This is a genomic window from Streptomyces sp. NRRL WC-3626 (assembly GCF_000718785.1).
Classification (GTDB): Bacteria; Actinomycetota; Actinomycetes; order Streptomycetales; family Streptomycetaceae; genus Streptomyces; species Streptomyces edwardsiae.
Genome location: NZ_JOCA01000020.1, coordinates 70461 through 91809, shown reverse-complemented (window position 1 = coordinate 91809; position 21349 = coordinate 70461). Strand labels below are relative to the sequence as shown.

The 21349-nt window shown below is 71.6% G+C and carries 17 protein-coding genes; 12 read left to right on the top strand and 5 right to left on the bottom strand.

Annotated features, from left to right (window positions below; all coding sequences use genetic code 11):
• Positions 1–81: 81 nt before the first annotated feature.
• Together acs and IF28_RS0126530 are read right to left on the bottom strand one after the other, a co-directional pair.
• Positions 82–2037 carry an acetate--CoA ligase gene (gene acs, locus IF28_RS0126535; protein WP_030225077.1) on the bottom strand — a complete coding sequence of 652 codons (1956 nt, stop codon included), beginning with the start codon at positions 2035–2037 and terminating at the stop codon, positions 82–84.
• Between the two features lie 198 nt (positions 2038–2235).
• Positions 2236–4668, bottom strand: a complete 2433-nt coding sequence (locus tag IF28_RS0126530; protein ID WP_030225076.1) for a SulP family inorganic anion transporter — start codon at positions 4666–4668, stop codon at positions 2236–2238.
• A 248-nt stretch (positions 4669–4916) separates the two neighbouring features.
• Here IF28_RS0126530 and IF28_RS0126525 point away from each other — a divergent pair, with 248 nt between their 5' ends.
• Positions 4917–6179 (top strand): hypothetical protein, encoded by a 1263-nt coding sequence (locus IF28_RS0126525; RefSeq protein ID WP_030225075.1) that lies wholly within the window; start codon positions 4917–4919, stop codon positions 6177–6179.
• Positions 6180–6182: 3 nt separating this feature from the next.
• On the opposite strand, the gene IF28_RS0126520 is transcribed toward IF28_RS0126525, so the two are convergent.
• Positions 6183–7163, bottom strand: coding sequence for an ATP-binding protein (locus IF28_RS0126520; RefSeq protein ID WP_030225074.1), 981 nt, complete (start codon positions 7161–7163; stop codon positions 6183–6185).
• A gap of 101 nt (positions 7164–7264) precedes the next feature.
• On the opposite strand from IF28_RS0126520, the gene IF28_RS0126515 reads away from it, so the two are divergent.
• A complete protein-coding gene (locus tag IF28_RS0126515; protein ID WP_030225072.1) occupies positions 7265–8089 on the top strand; it encodes a hypothetical protein in 825 nt (274 codons plus the stop codon).
• A 413-nt stretch (positions 8090–8502) separates the two neighbouring features.
• Here IF28_RS0126515 and IF28_RS0126510 read toward each other — a convergent pair whose 3' ends face one another.
• On the bottom strand, positions 8503–9336 hold the full coding sequence (locus IF28_RS0126510) for an HAD family hydrolase (RefSeq protein ID WP_030225070.1): 834 nt from the start codon (positions 9334–9336) through the stop codon (positions 8503–8505).
• A 582-nt stretch (positions 9337–9918) separates the two neighbouring features.
• Here IF28_RS0126510 and ssd point away from each other — a divergent pair.
• From ssd to IF28_RS0126475, 7 genes are all read left to right on the top strand, one after another.
• Positions 9919–11028 carry a septum site-determining protein Ssd gene (gene ssd, locus IF28_RS0126505; RefSeq protein ID WP_030225068.1) on the top strand — a complete coding sequence of 370 codons (1110 nt, stop codon included), beginning with the start codon at positions 9919–9921 and terminating at the stop codon, positions 11026–11028.
• On the top strand, positions 11025–12227 hold the full coding sequence (locus IF28_RS0126500) for a TadA family conjugal transfer-associated ATPase (protein WP_037894063.1): 1203 nt from the start codon (positions 11025–11027) through the stop codon (positions 12225–12227). Before ssd ends, IF28_RS0126500 begins: the two co-directional genes overlap by 4 nt.
• Positions 12224–13102, top strand: a complete 879-nt coding sequence (locus IF28_RS0126495; RefSeq protein ID WP_030225066.1) for a type II secretion system F family protein — start codon at positions 12224–12226, stop codon at positions 13100–13102. The genes IF28_RS0126500 and IF28_RS0126495 overlap by 4 nt, the downstream gene beginning before the upstream one ends.
• Positions 13099–13887 carry a type II secretion system F family protein gene (locus IF28_RS0126490; RefSeq protein WP_030225064.1) on the top strand — a complete coding sequence of 263 codons (789 nt, stop codon included), beginning with the start codon at positions 13099–13101 and terminating at the stop codon, positions 13885–13887. Before IF28_RS0126495 ends, IF28_RS0126490 begins: the two co-directional genes overlap by 4 nt.
• Before the next feature lie 68 nt (positions 13888–13955).
• The gene (locus tag IF28_RS0126485) at positions 13956–14165 is read left to right on the top strand and encodes a DUF4244 domain-containing protein (RefSeq protein ID WP_030225062.1); all 210 of its coding nucleotides are present in this window, start codon (positions 13956–13958) and stop codon (positions 14163–14165) included.
• Positions 14152–14517, top strand: coding sequence for a TadE family type IV pilus minor pilin (locus tag IF28_RS0126480; protein ID WP_030225060.1), 366 nt, complete (start codon positions 14152–14154; stop codon positions 14515–14517). Before IF28_RS0126485 ends, IF28_RS0126480 begins: the two co-directional genes overlap by 14 nt.
• Positions 14518–14585: 68 nt before the next feature.
• Positions 14586–14954, top strand: a complete 369-nt coding sequence (locus IF28_RS0126475) for an Rv3654c family TadE-like protein (protein ID WP_420713796.1) — start codon at positions 14586–14588, stop codon at positions 14952–14954.
• Between the two features lie 24 nt (positions 14955–14978).
• Here the strand turns inward: IF28_RS0126475 and IF28_RS0126470 are convergent, their stop codons facing one another.
• On the bottom strand, positions 14979–17486 hold the full coding sequence (locus IF28_RS0126470; RefSeq protein ID WP_078621434.1) for a DEAD/DEAH box helicase: 2508 nt from the start codon (positions 17484–17486) through the stop codon (positions 14979–14981).
• Positions 17487–17565: 79 nt separating this feature from the next.
• Between IF28_RS0126470 and bldG the strand changes: the two genes are divergently transcribed.
• The 3 genes from bldG to IF28_RS0126455 all read left to right on the top strand — a co-directional run bounded on the left by bldG (position 17566) and on the right by IF28_RS0126455 (position 21180).
• The gene (gene bldG / locus IF28_RS0126465; RefSeq protein ID WP_003991900.1) at positions 17566–17907 is read left to right on the top strand and encodes an anti-sigma factor antagonist BldG; all 342 of its coding nucleotides are present in this window, start codon (positions 17566–17568) and stop codon (positions 17905–17907) included.
• A 110-nt stretch (positions 17908–18017) separates the two neighbouring features.
• Positions 18018–18455, top strand: a complete 438-nt coding sequence (locus IF28_RS0126460) for an ATP-binding protein (protein WP_030225052.1) — start codon at positions 18018–18020, stop codon at positions 18453–18455.
• Between the two features lie 319 nt (positions 18456–18774).
• Positions 18775–21180, top strand: coding sequence for a sodium-translocating pyrophosphatase (locus tag IF28_RS0126455; protein WP_037894060.1), 2406 nt, complete (start codon positions 18775–18777; stop codon positions 21178–21180).
• Positions 21181–21349: the final 169 nt, after the last annotated feature.

Sequence of the window (21349 nt, the reverse complement as noted above, 5' to 3'; positions counted from 1 at the left end):
GCACCGGGGCGCGCCTCGGGAGCGGTCCGGGGCGCACCCGCGCGTGGCCGCGTGGGTGCGCCCCGGTCGGTCTCCGACCGCTCAGTCCTCGCCGGGCGCCTGGGGCAGCTTGGCCTGGATGAGGTCCATGACCGTGGAGTCCGTCAGCGTGGTGACGTCACCGAGCTGGCGGTTCTCGGCGACGTCACGCAGCAGACGGCGCATGATCTTGCCGGAGCGGGTCTTCGGCAGCTCGGCCACCGGCAGGATCCGCTTGGGCTTGGCGATCGGGCCGAGCGTGGCGCCCACGTGATTGCGCAGTTCGCCGACGAGGTCCTCGCTCTCCGCCGCCGTGCCGCGCAGGATGACGAAGGCGACGATGGCCTGTCCGGTCGTCTCGTCCGCCGCGCCGACGACGGCCGCCTCGGCGACCGACGGGTGCGAGACCAGCGCGGATTCGACCTCCGTGGTGGAGATGTTGTGCCCGGACACCAGCATGACGTCGTCGACCCGGCCGAGCAGCCAGATGTCGCCGTCGTCGTCCCTCTTGGCGCCGTCACCGGCGAAGTACTTGCCCTCGAACCGCGACCAGTACGTGTCGATGAACCGCTGGTCGTCGCCCCAGATGGTGCGCAGCATCGACGGCCACGGCTCGGTGAGCACCAGGTAGCCACCGCCGCCGTCCGGAACCTCGGCCGCCTCGTCGTCGACGACGGTCGCCGCGATGCCGGGCAGCGGGGTCTGGGCGGAGCCGGGCTTGGCGTCGGTCACGCCGGGCAGCGGGGAGATCATGATGCCGCCGGTCTCGGTCTGCCACCAGGTGTCCACCACGGGGGTGCGGTCCCCGCCGATGTTCTTCCGGTACCAGATCCAGGCCTCCGGGTTGATCGGCTCACCGACCGAGCCGAGCACCCGCAGCGAGGACAGGTCGAACTTCGCGGGGATGTCGTCGCCCCACTTCATGAACGTGCGGATCGCGGTGGGCGCCGTGTAGAGGATCGTGACGCCGTACTTCTCCACGATCTCCCAGAAGCGGCCCTGGTGCGGCGTGTCCGGCGTGCCCTCGTACATGACCTGGGTGGCGCCGTTGGCGAGCGGGCCGTAGACGATGTACGAGTGCCCGGTGACCCAGCCGACGTCGGCCGTGCACCAGTACACGTCGGTCTCGGGCTTGAGGTCGAAGACCGACCAGTGCGTGTACGCCGTCTGGGTCAGATAGCCGCCGGAGGTGTGCAGGATGCCCTTCGGCTTACCCGTGGTCCCGGAGGTGTAGAGGATGAACAGCGGGTGCTCGGCCCCGAACGCCTCAGGAGTGTGCTCGGCGCTCTGCCCCGCGACCAGGTCGTGCCACCACACGTCGCGGCCCTCGGTCCAGGCGACGTCCTGGCCGGTGCGGCGGACGACGAGGACGTGCTCCACGGTGCCCGCCTTGGCGATCGCCTCGTCGACGGCCGGCTTGAGCGCGGACGGCTTGCCGCGCCGGTAACCGCCGTCGGCCGTGATGACGACCCGCGCGTCGGCGTCCTGGATCCGGGTGGCGAGCGCGTCCGCCGAGAAGCCGCCGAAGACGACGGAGTGCGCGGCGCCGATGCGGGCGCAGGCCAGCATCGCGACGGCGGTCTCCGGGATCATCGGCATGTAGACGGCGACCCGGTCGCCCTTCTGGACACCCAGCTCCAGCAGGGCGTTGGCCGCCTGGGAGACCTCGTCCTTGAGCTGGGCGTAGGTGATGGCGCGGCTGTCGCCCGGCTCGCCCTCGAAGTGGATCGCGACCCGGTCGCCGTGCCCGGCCTCCACATGCCGGTCCACGCAGTTGTAGGCGACGTTGAGCTCGCCGTCCTTGAACCACTTGGCGAACGGCGGGTTCGACCAGTCCAGGGTCTCCGTGGGCTCGGTGGCCCAGGTCAGCCGGCGGGCCTGCTCGGCCCAGAAGCCGAGCCTGTCAGCCTTGGCCTGTTCATACGCCTCCGCCGTGACATTGGCGTTCGCGGCCAGGTCGGCGGGGGGCGAGAAGCGACGCTCCTCCTTCAGAAGGTTGGCCAGGCTTTCATTGCTCACGGCATCTGCCTTTCCCAGGGTGTCCGTTGTGTCCCAGGCCACAGCTCATCAGACCCGGGGGTGCGCTGACAAGGGCCGACGGCGAATTGGTTTAGACCTATCGAGGGCTGTCGGTGCGGCCTGCGACACCCTTTCCCACGGGGCCCGGAGCAACCCGGTTCAAGGTGTGTAACGCCTCTCACACCCGGACGTGTCACCTCACCTCGTCGGGTCCGCCGACCGGACCCGGTCGAACACCCATTCCTCGCCCCGCTCGGTGAGGAGATACGCCTGGGCCTCACCCACGTGGAAGTACATGCCGTGGAGTTCCAGAGCACCGTCCTTCAGGGCACGGGCCACCGCTTCATGGGCGCGCAGATGCTCCAGTTGCTGCACCACGTTCGTCAGACAGAGCCGCTCGGCCGCGTCGACGGGTGCCCGTCCGGCCAGCAGCGACGGAGGGCCGCCGCCGTCGGCCATGCGCTCCAGGCTCGGCCGGCCGTGCCGCAGCCACCGTCTCAGCGGCGTACGGGCGCCGTCCGGATCGGTGTCGAGCAGTGCCTGCATGGCACCGCACCCCGAGTGCCCGCAGACGGTGATGGACCGGATCGCCAGCACGTCCACGGCGTACTCGATCGCGGCCGCCACCGAGTCGTCGCCGCTCTCCGCACCGGGGGGCGGTACGAGATTGCCGACGTTGCGCACCACGAACAGGTCTCCCGGACCACTGGACGTGATCATCGAGGTCACCACGCGCGAGTCGGCGCAGGTCAGGAACAGCTGAGCGGGCTGCTGTCCTTCACGGGCCAGCCGGGCCAGCTCACCGCGGACCAGGGGAGCGGTGTTGCGCTGGAACGTGCTGATACCGCGTACCAGTTCGTGGCCGCCGGTGCCGGCCGGCTTCGGCTCGCCGTCCTCGCCTCCCTCCGCTCCCTTCTCGGTGGCGGACTCGCCCGGCCGCGGGTCGTCGGCCGGCAGGGGGCGTGGGCGGTCGCACTGGTGGTTGCGCCAGGCCGTCCAGGGCCGGCAGCGGCAGTCGGCGCCGGATGCGCCGGCCTCCTCGCTCCCGTCGGGCGGGTGCCCGGAGAGGAGGGCGGCGGGCTCGGCGATCCGGACTCCCGCGTGGCGACCGGTGATCTTCACGGTGCCGCCCCGCGCGGTGTGCGTGCCCTGCCAGTCCTGCAGCGTCTCGTAGGCGGCGTGGTCCATGAAGGAACCGTCCAACGCCAGGACCACGCCGGCCCCTTGGGGGACGAGATGCAGGGCCCGGCTGAGCCGTGGCACCGCGAGGAACGTCAACTGCCCCCGGACGTGTACGTGATGGACCCCTTCCTTCTCGTGGTGCGTGATGCGGGTGCGGGTGAGCCGGTGCAGGGCCACACCGACGGCCACGGCGATGCCCAGCGCCACGCCCTCCAGGACGCCGAGGGAGACGACGCCGAGGGTGGTCACGGCGTAGACCAGGACTTCGCGGTGGCGGGTCACCGTGCGGATGTGGTGCAGGGACACCATCTGGATGCCGACGGCCATCACCAGGGCGGCGAGCGAGGCGAGCGGGATGAACTCGAGGAGCGGGACCATCAGCAGCGCGGCGATCACTACGAGAACGCCGTGCAGCATCGTGGAGTTCCGGCTCACGGCACCCGCTTTGACGTTAGCGGAACTGCGGACCGCGACTCCGGCGACCGGCAGTCCGCCGAGTGATCCGGAGACGATGTTGGCCGCGCCCTGTCCGAGCAGTTCACGGTCCAGATCGGAGCGTGGGACGGGGGCGGGGCCCGGGCGGCCGGACACCAGCTTGTCCACGGCTACGGCGCCGAGCAGCGACTGCACGCTGCACACCAGTGTCGTGGTGAGCACGGCGGCCGCGAGGCCGAGCACGGGGCCGTCGGGCAGCCCGGCCAGGGCGTAATTGCGCCACGACGGCAGATCCACCTTGGGCAGGACGAGGCCGGCCGCGGCGGCGGTCGCGGTGGCTCCGGTGACGGCGACGAGCGCTGCCGGAACCGTACGGAGCACGCGCCCGGCGCGGCCGGGCAGCCGGGGCCAGAGGAGCAGCAGGGCCAGGGTCAGCAGGCTCACCGCCAGGGCCTCGGGCTGCAGGTTCGCCAACTGGGCGGGAAGCGCGAGGAGGTTGTCGGGGACGGAGCTCTGCGGGGTACCGCCCAGGACGATGTGCAGCTGGGCGACCGCGATGGTGATGCCGATGCCGGCGAGCATGCCGTGCACGATCGCGGGACTGACGGCGAGCGCGCCGCGTGCCACACGCAGGCAGCCGAGGCCGAGTTGGGCGAGTCCGGCGAGGACGGTGATGGCACAGGTCGTACGCCAGCCGTAGCGCAGGATCAGGTCGGCCGTGACGACGGTGAGTCCGGCGGCCGGGCCGCTCACCTGGAGCGGGGAGCCGCCGATCCGTCCGGCGACGATGCCGCCCACGGCGGCGGCGACCAGGCCGGCCTGGAGCGGCGCGCCGGTGGCGAGGGCGATACCGAGGGACAGCGGAAGGGCGATCAGGAAGACCGCGACGGCGGCCGACAGATCGGCCCCCGCGACGCGCAGGCGCGGAGGCCCGGCCGGCGGCGGGCTGTGGGGTGGGTGGGCGCGCTCGGTCCGATCCGAGTCGGCGGCCTTCGCGGGAACGCAGGCTGACACGGTTTCCCCTCTCTCGAGTATCAACAATCAGTAAACGGATCGTAATTGAGAGTAAAGGGCTGGCATAGGCTTTCCGGGCAAATGGTCGAATCAATCACTCCAGCGAGTGAAGTGACCATTTCATCGGCTTGTCGTATTAATTCATTTCTTCCTTCGTGCGACTTTGACGGCGCTGTCGCCGTGCACCGGAACAGCACCAGACAAAGCCCTCATCGAGCTCGGCCCGAGACAAGGAAGAAGGTGGGCGGATGGCCGCCACCCACAGGATCGCCACGGGCACCGTGATCGCCGCGGTCTGCGTCGCATCGCTTGCCGGCTGCGCCACCGGCACCGACGGGCAGGCGCCGGACAGGGGGAAGGCCGAGCCGGCCCCCGCACCGAAGAACGTCGTCCGGTTGATCGGAGACGGCTCCACCGCCTATACCGGGGCGCAGCCGCACCTTTTCCGGCCCGAACGGCTGAAGCCCGGCGAGAAGCCCCCGCAGTTCGTGGTCTTCTCCTGGGACGGCGCGGGCGAGGACAGCCAGAGACTCTTCTCCCATTTCCGCAAGGTCGCCAAGGAGAACGACGCGACCATGACGTACTTCCTCAGCGGGGTGTACATGCTGCCGGAGGAGAAGCGTGATCTGTACCGCCCGCCACAGCACTCCCCGGGCCGCTCCGACATCGGCTTCAACGACGCGGAGGGCATCGCCGACACCGTGAAGCAGCTGCGCCTCGCCTGGCTCGAGGGCAATGAGATCGGCACCCATTTCAACGGGCACTTCTGCGGCAGCGACGGCGGGGTCGGCGAATGGTCGGTGGACGACTGGAAGGACGAGATCGCCCAGGCCAAAAGCTTCGTGAAGGCCTGGAAGACCAACACGGGCATGAAGAACTCGGCCCCGCTGCCCTTCGACTACGACAAGGAGCTGATCGGCGCCCGTACCCCCTGCCTGGAGGGGCAGAAGAACTTCATGAAGGCCGCCCGCGACCTCGGCTTCCGCTATGACACCAGCGGGGTCAACAACCAGGTGTGGCCGAAGAAGAAGGAGGGGCTGTGGGACCTGTCGATGCAGCTCGTCCCCTTCCCCGGGCACTCGTTCGAGCAGCTGACCATGGACTACAACTTCATGGTCAACCAGTCCGGCACCACCACCCAGGGCGACCCCGCCAAGCGCGAGATGTGGGGTGACCAGATGCGGGACAGCCTCCTCCAGGGCTTCGAGCGGGCCTACGACGGCAACAGGGCGCCCCTGATCATCGGCAACCACTTCGAGTCCTGGAACGGCGGCACCTACATGCGGGCCGTCGAGGAGGTCGTCGAGGAGGTGTGCACCAAGTCCGACGTGCGCTGTGTCTCCTTCCGCGGCCTCGCGGACTGGCTGGACGCCCAGGACCCCGAGACACTGGCGAAACTGCGCACGCTGAACGTCGGCGAGGCGCCGAAGAAGGGCTGGAAGTCCTTCCTGGCCGACGGACCCGCTCCGGCCCCCAAGGGGGTGCCCGGCGCTCCCGCGGAGAAGCGGTGAGCGTCAGGCGGACACCGTGACGTCTTCGCCGAGCACGAAGCCGGGGTCGATCTGGGCCGACAGATCGGCCCCGGTGCGCTCGTCGCCCCACGACCGGGCGTTCTTCAGATGGAAGTGCGCCATCTGCCGGGTGTAACGCTCACGGTCGCGTGACGCGTACGTCGCGTCGGCCGCGGAACGCAGCAGGCGCAGTGCGTGCCGGTTGGGCTCCTCGAGGAGGCCGAACCGGGGCGGCCGGCCCTTCTCCATCGCCCGGACCCAGTCCGAGTGACCCACCGTCACCAGCAGGTCCTCCCCGACCTCCGTACGCAGGAAGTCGAGGTCGTCGGGCCCCTGCACCTTGTTGCCGACGACTTTCAGGGTGACGCCGAAGTCACGGGCGTACTCCTTGTACTGGCGATAGACGGAGACCCCCTTCCGGGTCGGCTCGGCCACGAGGAACGTGATGTCGAAGCGGGTGAACATGCCGGAGGCGAACGAGTCCGATCCGGCCGTCATGTCGACCACGACATACTCGTCGGGGCCGTCCACCAGGTGGTTCAGGCACAGCTCCACCGCTCCGGTCTTGGAGTGGTAGCAGGCGACCCCCAGGTCGGCTTCGGTGAAGGGGCCGGTGACCATCAAACGGACGGTCCCGCCGTCGAGTTCCACCGGCCGGGCGCAGGCGTCGTAGACCGGATTGTCCTCGCGCACCCGCAGCAGCCGGGAGCCCTCTCCGGGCGGGGTGGTCTTGATCATGGTCTCGGCGGACACGATGCGCACATTGGTGCCGCGCAGATAGTCCTTGATCAGCGGCAGGTGCTCGCCCATCGCGGGCAGCGCTGCCGCTTCCGCGTCGTCCAGGCCCAGCGCGGCCCCGAGGTGCTGATTGATGTCGGCGTCGAACGCGACGACGGGGGCGCCGGTCGTCGCGAGGTGACGGATGAACAGGGAGGACAGGGTCGTCTTGCCGCTGCCGCCCTTCCCCACGAAAGCAATTTTCATGTTCACCAAGCGTAATGGAGGTGTAGCTGATTGTGGCGACCGGGCGTGAAGAAGACCACTCCATCGTGGGGCGGGCGGCGGGGGTGCGTAGGGTCGTACTCATGAGTACGACAGGCGCGTCCGCCGACCCCCTCGCGGCCCTGGGGTCCCTGCCCGCGGTGGCCGGCTCCGTGGAGTCCGTGCGCAAGGCCGTGGACCGGGTCTACGGACACCGGGTCATGCGGCGGCGCAGCAACGAGATCACCTCCGAGGCGGCGCTGCGCGGCGCCCGTGGTTCGGCGGCCCTGTCGGGGGCCGACTGGGCCCTGGAGGAGGTGCGCCGTCGCACCGACTTCAGCGGCGACGACGAGGCGCGCACGGTGGGTGCGGCGCTGCGGCTGACCGCCGAGGCGGGCCAGTTGCTCTCCATCTGGCGGCAGTCGCCGCTGCGGGTGCTGGCGAGGCTGCACCTGGTCGCGGCGGCCGACAAGGCCGAGCAGGTCGGGCGTCCCCGGCAGGAGGGCGAGCCGGTCGACGAGCCCTTGATCGGGCTCGGTCTGCCGAGTGCGGCGGAAGCGCACGGCCGGCTGGAAGGGCTGGCCGAGCTGATCATCGCGGGCGGTTCCGCCCCGGCCCTGGTGACGGCCGCCGTCGTGCACGGCGAACTGCTCGCGCTCCGTCCCTTCACCTCGCACAACGGCCTGGTGGCGCGGACGGCCGAACGTATCGTCCTGATCGGCAGCGGCCTCGACCCCAAGTCGGTCTGCCCCGCCGAGGTCGGACACGCCGAACTGGGCCGGGCGGCGTACGCGACGGCGCTGGAGGGCTATGTCTCCGGCACCCCCGAAGGCGTGGCCGCCTGGATCACCCACTGCGGGCGCGCGGTCGAGCTCGGCGCGCGTGAGTCGACGGCGGTGTGCGAGGCGCTTCAGCGCGGAGCGGCATAAAGGGGCGCGGCAAGGGCCGCGCAGAAATGCGGCGGTACGAATACTCGTACCGCCGCTGCATGTCCACCGCGTTACCAGGCGTCCTCGATATGTGCCCATCAGGCCGGGAACTTCGCCCGTGGCCTGGTGCGGCTGGCCCGTAATCGACGGGTCGACGTCGCGTGGGTGCCCGGTGTGCATGCTCGGTCCGTGGGGCCAGATGCGTTGCGAAGGTGATCCTCTCGGATGTCCCTTGGTCTCGCGGGCCGTCAAGTCCTTTGTACTCCGGGTTCCGGGGAAGCGGAAGTCCTGGCCCCCGTTCTTTACTTTTGGGTTCAAACACGCCTTAAACGGCGCCGATGCGGCGTGCGCGCGCCGCGATCGACGGTGCGCCCGCGCGGGAGGCGGTCGGGCGGCCGTCGCGCGGGAGGCGGTCAGGCGGCCGTCGCGCGGCGCCGGCTCGCGTACCAGACGAGTCCCGCGGTGGCCGCCGCGGCGCCCAGGGCGGCCGCCGCGACCAGGGCGGGACGCGGCGGTACGGAGAACGCGGGGAAGCGCTGCTTGAGCCGCACCGGCCGGTGGAAGTCGAGGATCGGCCACTCCCGCGCGACGGCCTCCCGGCGCAGCGCGCGATCCGGGTTCACGGCATGCGGGTGGCCCACGGACTCCAGCATCGGGACATCGGTCACCGAGTCGCTGTAGGCGTAGCAGCGGGTCAGGTCGTAGCCCTCCGACTCGGCGAGCTCCCGGACCGCTTCGGCCTTGGTCGGGCCGTACGCGTAGTACTCCACCTCGCCGGTGAAGCACCCGTCGTCGCCCACGACCATACGGGTGGCCACGACCCGGTCCGCGCCGAGCAGTTCGCCGATCGGCTCGACCACCTCGGCGCCCGAGGTGGACACGATCACGACATCGCGTCCCGCGGTGTGGTGCTGCTCGATGAGGGTGGCGGCCTCGTCGTAGATGATCGGGTCGATCAGGTCGTGCAGGGTCTCGGCGACGATCTCCTTGACCTGCTGGACGTTCCATCCGCGGCACAGTGCGGACAGGTACTTGCGCATCCGCTCCATCTGGTCGTGATCGGCGCCGCCGGCCAGGAACACGAACTGGGAGTACGCCGTACGCAGGACCGCCCTGCGGTTGATCAGGCCGCCTTGATAGAACGACTTGGAGAACGTGAGCGTGCTCGACTTCGCAATGACCGTCTTGTCCAGGTCAAAGAAGGCGGCTGTGCGGGGCATCGAGTGGTTTTCCACGTCCCTGAGCATAGGCGCAGCCCATTCGGCGTAAGGTGGGGCGTGTGGGTTTGCCTGAGAAGGCTCTCGGGTACACCATGGAAGTCACGGATCGTTCGCGACCGTGTCTAACCCGGTCCGGCTCCTCCCCCCCCCCGAGTCGGCCGTGGAGACGACCCCCGCTCTCCCCCCCGGCGGGGGTCGTCGCATGTCCGGACGCGTTTTGGTCGCCCTCCCCGCCCCCTGCACCTGCCGCCGGTGCCGTTGCAGGAGTCATCTGTCATGGGCATGACCTAATTACCGTCGGTAGCCGTCGGACTGCTCTGCGGAAGTCGTACAAGGGGTGCGCGGGACTCACCGGTTTGGGTGACCGCGATATTCACAGCCGTCGAGGCGTCCACAGATATCGACCAAGATCCACATGTTTTTCCGGATCCCTGCACCGTGATTCCCACGCACCCGCTCGCCGCGAGTTCACACCCGGTTCGTTTGCCGGGCGCGTATGGCCGGTTTTCGTCGGCCGTTTTCAAAGCGGGGCCGCTGGCCGGCCCTTCACCCGACCGGGAATCGCGGGGCTGCGGAAGCCGCGCGAAAGACGCAGCAAAGGGGGACAACATGTCCGGAACCATCACCCACGATCCACCGCCGCCGACCACGGGAGGAGGCGGGCCGGGTGCACCGCTGATCGTCACCGAGGACGCCGGCCTCCTCGACGATCTGCTGCGCCTGTGCGCCGCGGCCGGCGCCACGCCGGAGGTCCATCACGCGGTGCCGGAACCGAGGGGCAGCTGGGAGGCCGCACCGCTCGTGCTGGTCGGGGACGACGCCGCGCGACGGGTGCGCGGAGCGGCGCGCAGGCCGGGGGTGGTGCTGGTCGGCCGGGACCAGGACGATTCCGGGGTCTGGCGGCGGGCCGTCGAGATCGGCGCCGACCACGTACTGATGCTGCCGGACGGCGAGCAGTGGCTGGTCGACCGTATCGCCGACGTCGCCGAAGGCGTCGGACGGCCGGCCCTGACCGTCGGCGTCATCGGCGGCCGGGGCGGCGCCGGGGCGTCCACCCTCGCGTGCGCCCTCGCCGTCACTTCCGCGCGTGAAGGGCTGCGCACCCTCCTCGTGGACGCCGACCCCCTGGGCGGCGGACTCGACGTGGCCCTCGGAGGGGAGACCGCCAAGGGCCTGCGCTGGCCGGCGTTCGCCGCGTCACACGGCAGGGTCGGCGGCGGCGCCCTCGAGGAGTCCCTGCCGGAACTGCACTCGCTCCGGGTGCTCAGCTGGGACCGCGGCGACTGTCTCGCCGTACCGCCCCGTGCCGTTCGCGCGGTGCTCGCCGCCGCCCGGCGCGGGGGCGGCATCGTCGTGGTCGACCTGCCGCGTCGCGTCGACGACGGGGTCGCCGAAGTCCTCACCCAGCTCGACCTCGGGCTCCTCGTGGTCCCCGCCGAACTGCGCGCCGTCGCGGCGGCGGGCCGCGTCGCCTCCGCCGTCGGCATGGTCCTGCGTGATCTGCGGGTGGCGGTACGCGGGCCGTACACGCCGGGACTGGACGACCGGGAGGTGGCCCGGCTGCTCGGGCTGCCCCTCGCGGGAGACGTGCCCGTCGAGCCCGCGCTGCGACGCCCGCACCAGGCGGGGCGGCCGCCCGGGGTGTCGGGACGGGGCCCGCTGGCCCGTTTCTGCAAGGAGTTCTGGGAGCGGGCGCTGGTGGAGGCGAGGGCGGCATGAGGAGCACGGTGACCGGAGCGGCGATGCCTCCCGGACTGCTCGACGGGGTACGGCGGTGGCTGGCCGACAGCGGCGCCGAACCGACGCCCGCGCGGGTGGCGCAGGCGCTGCGGGACCAGGGACGGGTGCTCGGAGACGCCGAAGTGTTGGGAGCGGCCGAGCAGTTGCGCTGCGAACTGGTCGGCAGTGGTCCGCTGGAACGGCTCCTGTCCGACTCCTCGGTGACCGACGTGCTGGTCTCGGCACCGGACCGGGTCTGGGTGGACCGGGGCAAAGGACTGGAACAGACCGACGTGTCCTTTCCCGACGAGCCGGCCGTCCGGCGTCTCGCGCAACGGCTCGCCGCCGTGGCCGGCCGGCGCCTGGACGACGCCCGGCCCTGGGTCGACGCACGGCTGCCCGACGGGACCCGGCTCCACGCCGTACTGCAGCCGGTGGCGGTCGGTTCCTCCTGCCTGTCGCTCCGGGTGGTACGACCACGTGCCTTCACGCTCGACGAACTGGTGGCGGCCGGGACCATTCCGCCCGGCGGAGACCTCGTACTGCGGGCACTGCTGGACGCGAGACGGTCGTTCCTCGTCAGCGGGGGAACCGGCAGCGGGAAGACGACCCTGCTGAGCGCACTGCTGGGACTGGTCCGGCCGGACGAGCGCATCGTCCTGGCCGAGGACTCCGCGGAGCTGCGGCCCGATCACCCGCACGTCGTACGCCTGGAGACCCGGCCCGCCAACCAGGAGGGCGCGGGCCTCGTCACCCTCGAGGACCTGGTGCGCCAGGCGCTGCGGATGCGGCCCGACCGGCTGGTCGTGGGCGAGGTGCGCGGCCCCGAGGTGGTCCATCTGCTGGCCGCCCTCAACACGGGCCACGACGGCTCGGGCACGGTCCACGCCAACGCCGCCACCGACGTACCGGCCCGGCTGGAGGCGCTCGGTACGGCGGCCGGACTCGACCGGTACGCGCTGCACAGTCAGCTGGCCGCCGCCGTCTCGGTGGTCCTCCATCTCGTACGCGACCGGAGCGGGCAGCGGCGGATCGCGGAGGTGCACGTGCTGGAACGGGACCCGTCGGGGCTGGTGCGGACGGTACCGGCGCTGCGGTGGGGCTCGGGAGCCTTCACGAAGGAGCGGGGCTGGCAGCGGCTTCGGGAGCTGCTGCGGAACGCGAACACCGACGGACCGGGCGAGGGGGCCGGGCGGTGACCGGGGCGGCCGAGGTGTCGACGGGTGCTGCCGTGGCCTGCCTGGGGACCGCGGCCTGGCTGCTCGGCGGTGGGCACACCGGAGCCCGGCGGGCGCGGCTGCTGCTGGCCGGCGGCGAAGCGGCGGGCGGCGGACCCCCGGGATGGGCACGGGTGACCCGCGCGTGGGAGGGAATCCGCGGACGGCTGCGGGCCGAGTGGTGGTCGTTGGCCGTCGGAGTGCTGCTGGCGGTGCTGGGCGCGTCGTTGCTGCCGGTCGCCGCGGGGGCGGCCGGGGTGCCCCTGCTGCGACGGGTGCGGCGGGCTGCCGCCGAGCGCCGGGCCCGGGAAGGACGCGGCGACGCGGTGATCGCGCTGTGCGGTGCCCTCGCCGGAGAGGTGCGCGCCGGGCGGCAGCCGGGCGAGGCGCTGCTGCCGGCCGCGCGGGACTCCGGCGGGCTCGGCGAACTGCAGGCGGCGGTACTGGCGGCGGCGCGATTCGGCGGGGACGTGCCCGACGCGCTCGCGCAGGCGGCACGGCAGCCGGGCGCCGAAGGGCTGCGGGGACTCGCCGCCTGCTGGCGGGTGGCGGTGGACCAGGGAGCCGGGCTAGCGGCCGGGCTCGACCGGCTGGAAGCGGCACTGCGGGCCGAACGCGACCAGCGGGCCGACCTGCGCGCCCAGCTGGCCGGGGCCCGTGCGACGGCGGTACTGCTCGCGGGGCTCCCCGTCGTGGGCCTCGGACTCGGTGCGGCGCTCGGTGCCGACCCGCTGCACATCCTGCTGCACACACCGTCGGGGCTGGTCTGTCTGGCGGCCGGCGCGGTGCTGGAGGGCCTGGGGCTGTGGTGGGCGCTGTGGATCATGCGGGGCGCGGAGAAGGGGACGACGGCATGAACGGGGACGTCGTCCACAGGCTGGGGGCGGTGGTGGGGACGGTGTCCGCGCTCGCCCTGCTGGCGGGATGGTGGAGCCGGACGCGGCGCGAGCGCGGAGCACGGCGGCGAGCGGCCGAGGTGCTGGCCCTGGAACGCCCGGCGGCCGCAGCACACCTGCCGCTGCTGCGCGGCGCGCGGCGCTGGCTGCCGTACGCGGGCGTGGCGGGCGCCGGGTGGGTGCTGGTCGGCGGACTCGCCGGAACGGTGGCGGGCCCGGCCGTCGCCGCAGGACTGTGGTGGTGGCGACAGCGGCAGACGGCCGCCGCTCCCCACCCGCAGGGGACCGACACCGCCGGAGCGGAACGGCAACTGCCGCTCGCCGCCGACCTGCTCTCCGCCTGCGTCGCGGCCGGGGCAGGACCCGTACCCGCCGCGCAGGCCGTCGGGGAGACCTTGGGCGGACCCGTGGGGGAGGCGCTGGCGCGGGGCGCGGCGGAGGTGCGGCTCGGCGGTGAACCGGCCGAGGCATGGCGCCGGCTGGCGTCGGTGCCGGGCGCCGGACCCCTGGCCCGGCTGCTGGAACGCGCCGATGTCTCCGGGCTCCCCCTGGCCGTTCCCGTGGCCCGGCTCGCGGCCGACGCCCGCGCGGAGTGGGCCCGGGCGGCGACGGCACGCGCCCGGCGGGCGGCCGTCATGGTCAGCGCGCCGGTCGGGCTGTGCTTCCTGCCCGCCTTCATCGCGGTCGGCGTGCTGCCCGTGGTGATCGGGCTGGCCGGCGGGGTCCTGGGGGGAGGTGGTCCCTGACCGGAGACGGCCCGCGGCAGCGGCGGCACCCACAAGATCAAGACGATTTACTCCATACGGAGGTTGAGATGTATCAGGCGGTACGGGCACGGCTGCGTGCCCTGGTGTGCGGGACGCGCAAGGCACGGAGGGACGCCGGAATGGTGACCTCGGAGTACGCGATGGGCATCGTGGCGGCGGTGGCGTTCTCCGTCGTGCTCTACAAGGTGGTCACCAGCGGGCCGGTCAGTACGGCGCTGCGGAACATCGTGCAGCAGGCACTCGATGGCCGGATGTGAGCGGCGTGCGGACCGCGGGTTCGTGACGGCGGAGTCGGCCATGGTGCTGCCCGTGCTGGTGATGTTCGCGATGGCGCTGGTCTGGGGTCTGCTGGTGGTGGGCGCGCAGATCCGGTGCGTGGACGCGGCCCGCGCGGGTGCCCGCGCGGCGGCCCGGCAGGATCCCGCCGACGCCGTCGTACAGGTGGCCCGCGAGGCGGCACCGCCCGGTGCGGAGATCACGGTGAGCCGGGAGGCCGGGCAGGTCCGGGTGGTCGTGGCGGCCAGGCCGCCCGTCCTGCACGGACTGCCCTTCGAGCTGCGGGAGGAGGCCGTGGCCGCGGACGAGGAGACGGTGGAGGTGGCGACGTGAGGTCCCGGTGCCGGCAGCGGTGGACGGCACTCTGCCGGTGGCGGGTCCGGCCCTCCGACCGCGGGTCGGTGACCGTCTGGAGCCTCGGGGCGATCGCCGTGCTGTGTGTGGTGTTCGCCGTCGTCCTGGCCCTCGGGCAGGCCGTCGTGATCCGGCACAGGGCGGCAGGGGGCGCGGATCTGGCCGCGCTCGCGGCGGCGGACCACTGGGCGGCGGGCGGTACGGCGGCCTGCGCGCGGGCGGACCGGGTGGCGCGGGCGCAGGACACGCGGCTCATACGGTGCGAGCTCACCGGCGAGGTGTCGGACGTGTCGGTGGCGTCGGGCCGGGGACCGTTCGCGGCGGAGATCAGGGCCCGGGCGGGACCCGCGGGACCTCCGCCCGCGGCTTCGGCTCCGCCGACGGCCGGGGACCACCCGCCCCCCGGATCCGGCTGAGGTCCGCCGGCGGCCCCGGCACGGCTACCCCTCGGTGCCCCTCGCCGCCCCGGCGTCCGTGCCCTCCTCACCCCCCGGCTTCTCCGCCGGTGCCCCCTCCAGCAGCACCGTGAGGAGGCGCACGGCGCCCCGCTTGTGCAGAGGGTCGTTGCCGTTGCCGCACTTGGGGGACTGGATGCAGGAAGGGCAGCCGGCGTCGCACTCGCAGGAGGCGATGGCCTGGCGGGTGGCGGTGAGCCAGGCCCGGGCGGTGTGGAAGGCCCGTTCCGCGAAGCCCGCGCCGCCCGGATGGCCGTCGTAGACGAAGACCGTGGGCAGCAGCGTGTCGGGGTGCAGCGGGACGGAGACACCGCCGATGTCCCAGCGGTCGCAGGTCGCGAAGAGCGGCAGCATGCCGATCGAGGCGTGCTCGGCGGCGTGCAGGGCGCCGCCGAGGATCTCCGGGTTGATCCGGGCCCGGTCCAGCTGGTCCTCGGTGACCGTCCACCACACCGCGCGGGTGCGCAGCGTACGAGGAGGGAGGTCGAGTTTCGTCTCGCCGAGCACTTCGCCGGTGATGACCCGCCGGCGCAGGAAGGAGACCACTTGGTTGGTGACCTCGACGGAGCCGTAGCACAGGCGTCCGTCGCCCCACGGGATCTCGGTGTCCGTCTCCAGCACGGAGATCGACGTCGTGTCCCTGGCCACCGTCGTGTACGTCGGCGTCGCCCGCTCGACCAGGGCGACGGAGTCCTCCAGGTCGAGGGAGCGGACGAGATACGTCTGGCCCTGGTGCAGATGGACGGCGCCCTCGTGGACGCTCGTGTGCGCGGCGCCCGCGTCCACCGTGCCGAGCAGTCTGCCGGTACCGGCCTCGACGACCTGGACCGGCTGGCCGCCCTGTCCCCGGATGTCGGTCAGGTCGGCGGCCCGCTCCCGGCGGGTCCAGTGCCAGGCCCTCGTCCGCCGGCGCAGCAGCTTCGCGGCCTCCAGCTGCGGAAGCAGCTCCTCGGTGGCCGGGCCGAACAGGGCCAGGTCCTCCTCGGTCAGCGGCAGTTCCTCGGCCGCCGCGCACAGGTGCGGGGCGAGCACGTAGGGGTTGTCGGGGTCGAGGACGGTGGACTCCACGGGCCGGTCGAAGAGGGCCTCGGGGTGGTGGACGAGGAAGGTGTCCAGGGGGTCGTCGCGGGCGACCAGGACGGCGAGGGCGCCCTGCCCCGACCGGCCCGCGCGCCCGGCCTGCTGCCACAGCGACGCGCGGGTGCCCGGATAGCCGGCGATCACCACGGCGTCCAGACCGGAGATGTCCACGCCCAGTTCGAGCGCGTTCGTCGCGGCGAGGCCGAGGAGTTCGCCGGAGTGCAGGGCGCGTTCCAGGGCGCGGCGCTCCTCGGGGAGATAGCCGCCCCGGTACGCCGCGACACGCCGGGCCAGTGAGCGGTCGACCTCGCCGAGGCGTTCCTGGGCGATCACGGAGATCAGCTCCGCGCCACGCCGGGAGCGTACGAAGGTGACCGAGCGCACGCCCTGCACGGTGAGATCGGTCAGCAGGTCGGCGGCCTCGGCGGTGGCCGTACGGCGGACCGGCGCGCCCTTCTCGCCGTGCAGTTCCGTCAGGGGCGGTTCCCAGAGGGCGAACACCAGTTCACCGCGCGGTGAGGCGTCGTCCGCCACCTCCACCACCGGCAGGCCGGTGAGGCGGCGGGCGGCGACCGCGGGGTCGGCGGCGGTCGCGGAGGCCAGCAGGAACACGGGCGAGGCGCCGTAGCGGGCACACAGCCGCCGCAGCCTGCGCAGCACCTGGGCGACGTGGGAGCCGAAGACGCCCCGGTAGGTGTGGCATTCGTCGACGACGACGTACTTCAGCGATTTGAGGAAGGAGGACCAGCGGGAGTGAGCCGGCAGGACGCTCCGGTGCAGCATGTCCGGGTTGGTCAGTACGTAGTTGGCGTACTGCCGGATCCACTCGCGTTCCTCGAACGGAGTGTCGCCGTCGTGGACGGCCGCGCGCACCGAATGGCCCAGTGGTTGTGAAAGTTCCTTCACGGACCGGCACTGGTCCGCCGCCAGGGCCTTCGTCGGGGCGAGGTAGAGGGCGGTCGCGCCGCGGCCGTTCGGGGCCTCGGAGCCGTCCAGGAGTGCGGACAGGACCGGCATGAGGTACGCCAGGGACTTGCCGGACGCGGTGCCGGTGGCGACGATCACGGATTCGCCGTCCAGCGCGTGCTCGGCGGCGCGTGCCTGGTGGGCCCAGGGGTGTTCGATCCCCGCTGCCCGCACGGCGGCGAGGACCTCCGGGCGGATCCGGTCCGGCCAGAGCGCATGGCGGCCCTCGCGCGGGGGCAAGTGCTCCGTATGAGTGATGCGCGAAGCCCGGCTGGGTCCGGACGCGAGCCGGTCCAGGACCGCGCCCGGGGCCGGTCCCGGAGGGCGGTCCACCGGGGGTCGATCGGATCGGTGATTCTTGGCCATTGGCACCGAGTGTGTCACCGGCGTGACGGACAATGGAGCCAAGGCGTCGTGCACGCCTGCCGGTAAGTGATTGAATGCCATCGCGGCTGGCGAACCGTCCAGGGGGCTGAGCCGAGATGCCCCAAGGGCGACCGCTCGATAGCTAGGTGCTGGAGGATCCGTGGACCTGTCCCTGTCGACCGAGACCATGGGCGATCGCACGATCGTCAGGGTCGGTGGCGAAATCGACGTATATACCGCGCCCAAGCTGCGCGAGCAGTTGGTCGAGCTGGTGAACGACGGCAGTTTCCACCTTGTCGTCGACATGGAGGGCGTGGACTTCCTCGACTCCACCGGACTCGGCGTGCTGGTCGGCGGCCTGAAGCGCGTCCGTGCCCATGAGGGCTCACTGCGACTGGTCTGCAACCAGGAGCGTATTCTCAAGATCTTCCGCATTACCGGCCTCACCAAGGTGTTCCCGATCCACACCTCGGTCGAGGAAGCGGTGGCGGCGACCGACTGACCGCCCCGCCGCCCGGGCCACCGCGCCCGGGCGGCGGAAGTGAACCAGGAGGGCCGGGCCTTCGGCGGCCCGGCCCTTCCACCGCACGCCCGTAGTCGCGAGGGGGATGCATGGCCACCGTCGAACTTCGCTTCAGCGCGCTGCCCGAGCACGTCAGGACCGCCCGGCTCGTGGCGGCGGCGGTGGCGCGCAGGGCCGGAGTGGACGAGGCCGTCCTCGACGAGGTCCGCCTCGCCGTCGGTGAGGCGTGCTCCCGCGCCGTGGGACTGCATCAGAACGGCGGAATCTCGGCACCCGTGAAGGTGCTGCTGATCGAGGAGGAGAAGCAGTTCTCCATCGAGGTCGGCGACGAGGCGCCGCACGCCGCTTCCGGCGGCCGGGCACCCGGTGACACGCCGGGCGACACCGACGCGGAGACCGAGGAGGACGAGATGGGCCTCGCGGTCATCAGCGGACTCGTCGACGACGTCGAGGTCAGCGCGGGCGAGAGCGGCGGATCGATCCGTATGCGGTGGCCCATCGTGCCGCCGGCCGGTCTCCTCGACTGACCCGTTCACCCGGACGGCGACGTTTTTTCGAAGGGCCCCCTCGTGGGGCCCTTCGTCATGTGCGGGTGTCGGTGCCCGCGCTTACAGTGGTCTCGTGCGGTTGATCGCGTGAATTCGTTCACGACCGGAGCCGCGACATGGAAATGCGATCACGTGAATGCTCCAAAGGCATTACCGATTCCGGCCGCAGGACGCCCGGCGATCATTAGGTATGTGCGCGTCCACGATATTTACATTTCGCGCACTCTGTTTTGATCAGGTTCCGGTACCTACAATCCCGTCCACATCTTGAGCTCAGCCCAAGCGTCAAGGAGGACGAATGGCGGGGCTTTCCATCGCACAAGAGTCGGGACAACCCACATCCCTCGCAGCCGCCGTGCTGACCGATGACAACCGCCTGCTCGTGGTGGCCATCGGCGTCGTCGCGCTGGCGGCGCTGGCGGTCGCGGGAGTCCTGGTGCGCCAGGTTCTCGCGGCCGGCGAGGGCACCGACGGCATGAAGAAGATCGCGGCAGCGGTCCAGGAGGGCGCGAACGCCTATCTGGCCCGCCAGCTGCGCACCCTCGGCGTATTCGCCGTTCTCGTGTTCTTCTTGCTCATGCTGCTGCCCGCGGACGACTGGAATCAGCGTGCCGGGCGGTCGGTGTTCTTCTTGATCGGAGCGGCGTTCTCGGCGGCCACCGGTTATATCGGTATGTGGCTCGCCGTACGCAGTAATGTGCGGGTCGCCGCGGCGGCGCGTGAAGCGACTCCGGCCGAGGGAGAGCCGGAAAAGGATCTCACCGCCGTCTCGCACAAAGCGATGAAGATCGCTTTCCGTACGGGCGGCGTCGTCGGCATGTTCACCGTCGGCCTCGGCCTGCTGGGCGCCTCCTGCGTGGTGCTGGTGTACGCGGCCGACGCCCCGAAGGTGCTCGAGGGGTTCGGCCTCGGGGCCGCCCTGATCGCGATGTTCATGCGGGTCGGCGGCGGCATCTTCACCAAGGCCGCCGACGTCGGCGCCGACCTGGTCGGCAAGGTCGAACAGGGCATTCCGGAGGACGATCCGCGCAATGCCGCGACCATCGCCGACAACGTGGGCGACAACGTCGGCGACTGCGCGGGCATGGCGGCCGACCTGTTCGAGTCGTACGCCGTGACCCTGGTGGCCGCGCTGATCCTCGGCTCGGCGGCGTTCGGCGACGCCGGGCTCGCCTTCCCGCTGCTGGTGCCCGCCATCGGTGTCCTCACCGCGATGGCCGGCATCTTCGCGGTGGCCCCGCGGCGCACCGACCGCAGCGGCATGAGCGCGATCAACCGGGGATTCTTCATCTCCGCGCTGATCTCGCTCGTCCTGGTCGCGATCGCCGTCTACGTCTATCTGCCGTCGTCGTACGCCGATCTCGACGGCGTCACCGACGAGGCGATCCTCGGCAGGGACGGCGACCCGCGGATCCTCGCGCTCGTCGCGGTGGCCATCGGCATCGTGCTCGCCGCCCTCATCCAGCAGCTCACCGGCTACTTCACCGAGACCACCCGGCGTCCCGTGCGGGACATCGGCAAGACCTCGCTCACCGGCCCGGCCACCGTCGTCCTGTCCGGTGTCTCCCTCGGTCTCGAGTCGGCGGTCTACACGGCCCTGTTGATCGGCCTCGGCGTGTACGGGGCGTTCCTGCTGGGCGGTACGTCGATCATGCTGGCGCTGTTCGCGGTGGCGCTGGCCGGCACCGGACTGCTCACCACGGTCGGTGTGATCGTCGCGATGGACACCTTCGGCCCGGTCTCCGACAACGCGCAGGGCATCGCCGAGATGTCCGGCGACGTCGAGGGCGCGGGCGCCCAGGTGCTCACCGACCTGGACGCCGTCGGCAACACGACCAAGGCCATCACCAAGGGCATCGCGATCGCCACGGCCGTTCTGGCGGCGGCAGCGCTGTTCGGCTCGTACCGCGACGCCATCACCACCGGCGCGAGGGACGTGGGCGAGAAGCTCAGCGGCGAGGGCGCGCCGATGAGCCTGATGATGGACATCTCCCAGCCCAACAACCTCGTCGGCCTGATCGCGGGCGCGGCGGTCGTCTTCCTCTTCTCGGGGCTGGCGATCAACGCGGTGTCGCGGTCGGCGGGTTCGGTCGTCTTCGAGGTGCGGCGGCAGTTCCGCGAGAAGCCCGGGATCATGGACTACAGCGAGGAGCCGGAGTACGGCAAGGTCGTCGACATCTGTACCAAGGACGCCCTGCGCGAGCTCGCCACGCCCGGTCTGCTCGCCGTGATGGCGCCCGTCTTCATCGGGTTCACGCTCGGCGTGGGCGCCCTGGGCGCGTTCCTCGCGGGCGCGATCGGCGCGGGCACCCTGATGGCGGTGTTCCTCGCCAACTCCGGTGGCGCGTGGGACAACGCGAAGAAGCTCGTGGAGGACGGCCATCACGGCGGCAAGGGCAGTGAGGCCCACGCGGCCACCGTCATCGGCGACACCGTCGGCGACCCCTTCAAGGACACGGCCGGACCCGCCATCAACCCCCTGCTGAAGGTGATGAACCTGGTGGCGCTGCTCATCGCGCCCGCGGTCATCAAGTTCTCCTACGGCGCGGACAGGAGCGTCGGGATGCGGGTGCTCATCGCGGCCCTGGCGCTGCTCGTCATCGTCGTCGCCGTGTACGTGTCCAAGCGGCGCGGCATCGCGGTGGAGGACGAGGACAACTCGGAACCGGAACCCAAGTCGGCCGGTGCGGCGGTGGTTTCCTAGCGGCTGGGAGCGGACACCGGATCAAGGTGCGGGCGGGCAGCGCGTATTGACGCGCCGCCCGCCCTCTCCCTGCGCCCGGTGCCGCGCCGTGAGCCTTCTCTCGCCTGGTGCAAATGGCTTCAAAAGTGTCTTACCGGACGTTCGGCGAGTGGGTGTAGGCCATCTGGCG

What these genes read in the sequence shown, in the direction of transcription:
- IF28_RS0126485 (WP_030225062.1), top strand. Translation starts at nt 13,956, where the DNA reads ATGTATCAGGCGGTACGGGCACGGCTGCGTGCCCTGGTGTGCGGGACG.
- IF28_RS0126510 (WP_030225070.1), bottom strand. Translation starts at nt 9,336, where the DNA reads ATGCTCAGGGACGTGGAAAACCACTCGATGCCCCGCACAGCCGCCTTC.
- IF28_RS0126515 (WP_030225072.1), top strand. Translation starts at nt 7,265, where the DNA reads ATGAGTACGACAGGCGCGTCCGCCGACCCCCTCGCGGCCCTGGGGTCC.
- IF28_RS0126490 (WP_030225064.1), top strand. Translation starts at nt 13,099, where the DNA reads ATGAACGGGGACGTCGTCCACAGGCTGGGGGCGGTGGTGGGGACGGTG.
- IF28_RS0126520 (WP_030225074.1), bottom strand. Translation starts at nt 7,163, where the DNA reads ATGAAAATTGCTTTCGTGGGGAAGGGCGGCAGCGGCAAGACGACCCTG.
- IF28_RS0126455 (WP_037894060.1), top strand. Translation starts at nt 18,775, where the DNA reads ATGGCGGGGCTTTCCATCGCACAAGAGTCGGGACAACCCACATCCCTC.
- IF28_RS0126480 (WP_030225060.1), top strand. Translation starts at nt 14,152, where the DNA reads ATGGCCGGATGTGAGCGGCGTGCGGACCGCGGGTTCGTGACGGCGGAG.
- ssd (WP_030225068.1), top strand. Translation starts at nt 9,919, where the DNA reads ATGTCCGGAACCATCACCCACGATCCACCGCCGCCGACCACGGGAGGA.
- IF28_RS0126470 (WP_078621434.1), bottom strand. Translation starts at nt 17,486, where the DNA reads ATGGCATTCAATCACTTACCGGCAGGCGTGCACGACGCCTTGGCTCCA.
- IF28_RS0126525 (WP_030225075.1), top strand. Translation starts at nt 4,917, where the DNA reads ATGGCCGCCACCCACAGGATCGCCACGGGCACCGTGATCGCCGCGGTC.
- IF28_RS0126460 (WP_030225052.1), top strand. Translation starts at nt 18,018, where the DNA reads ATGGCCACCGTCGAACTTCGCTTCAGCGCGCTGCCCGAGCACGTCAGG.
- IF28_RS0126500 (WP_037894063.1), top strand. Translation starts at nt 11,025, where the DNA reads ATGAGGAGCACGGTGACCGGAGCGGCGATGCCTCCCGGACTGCTCGAC.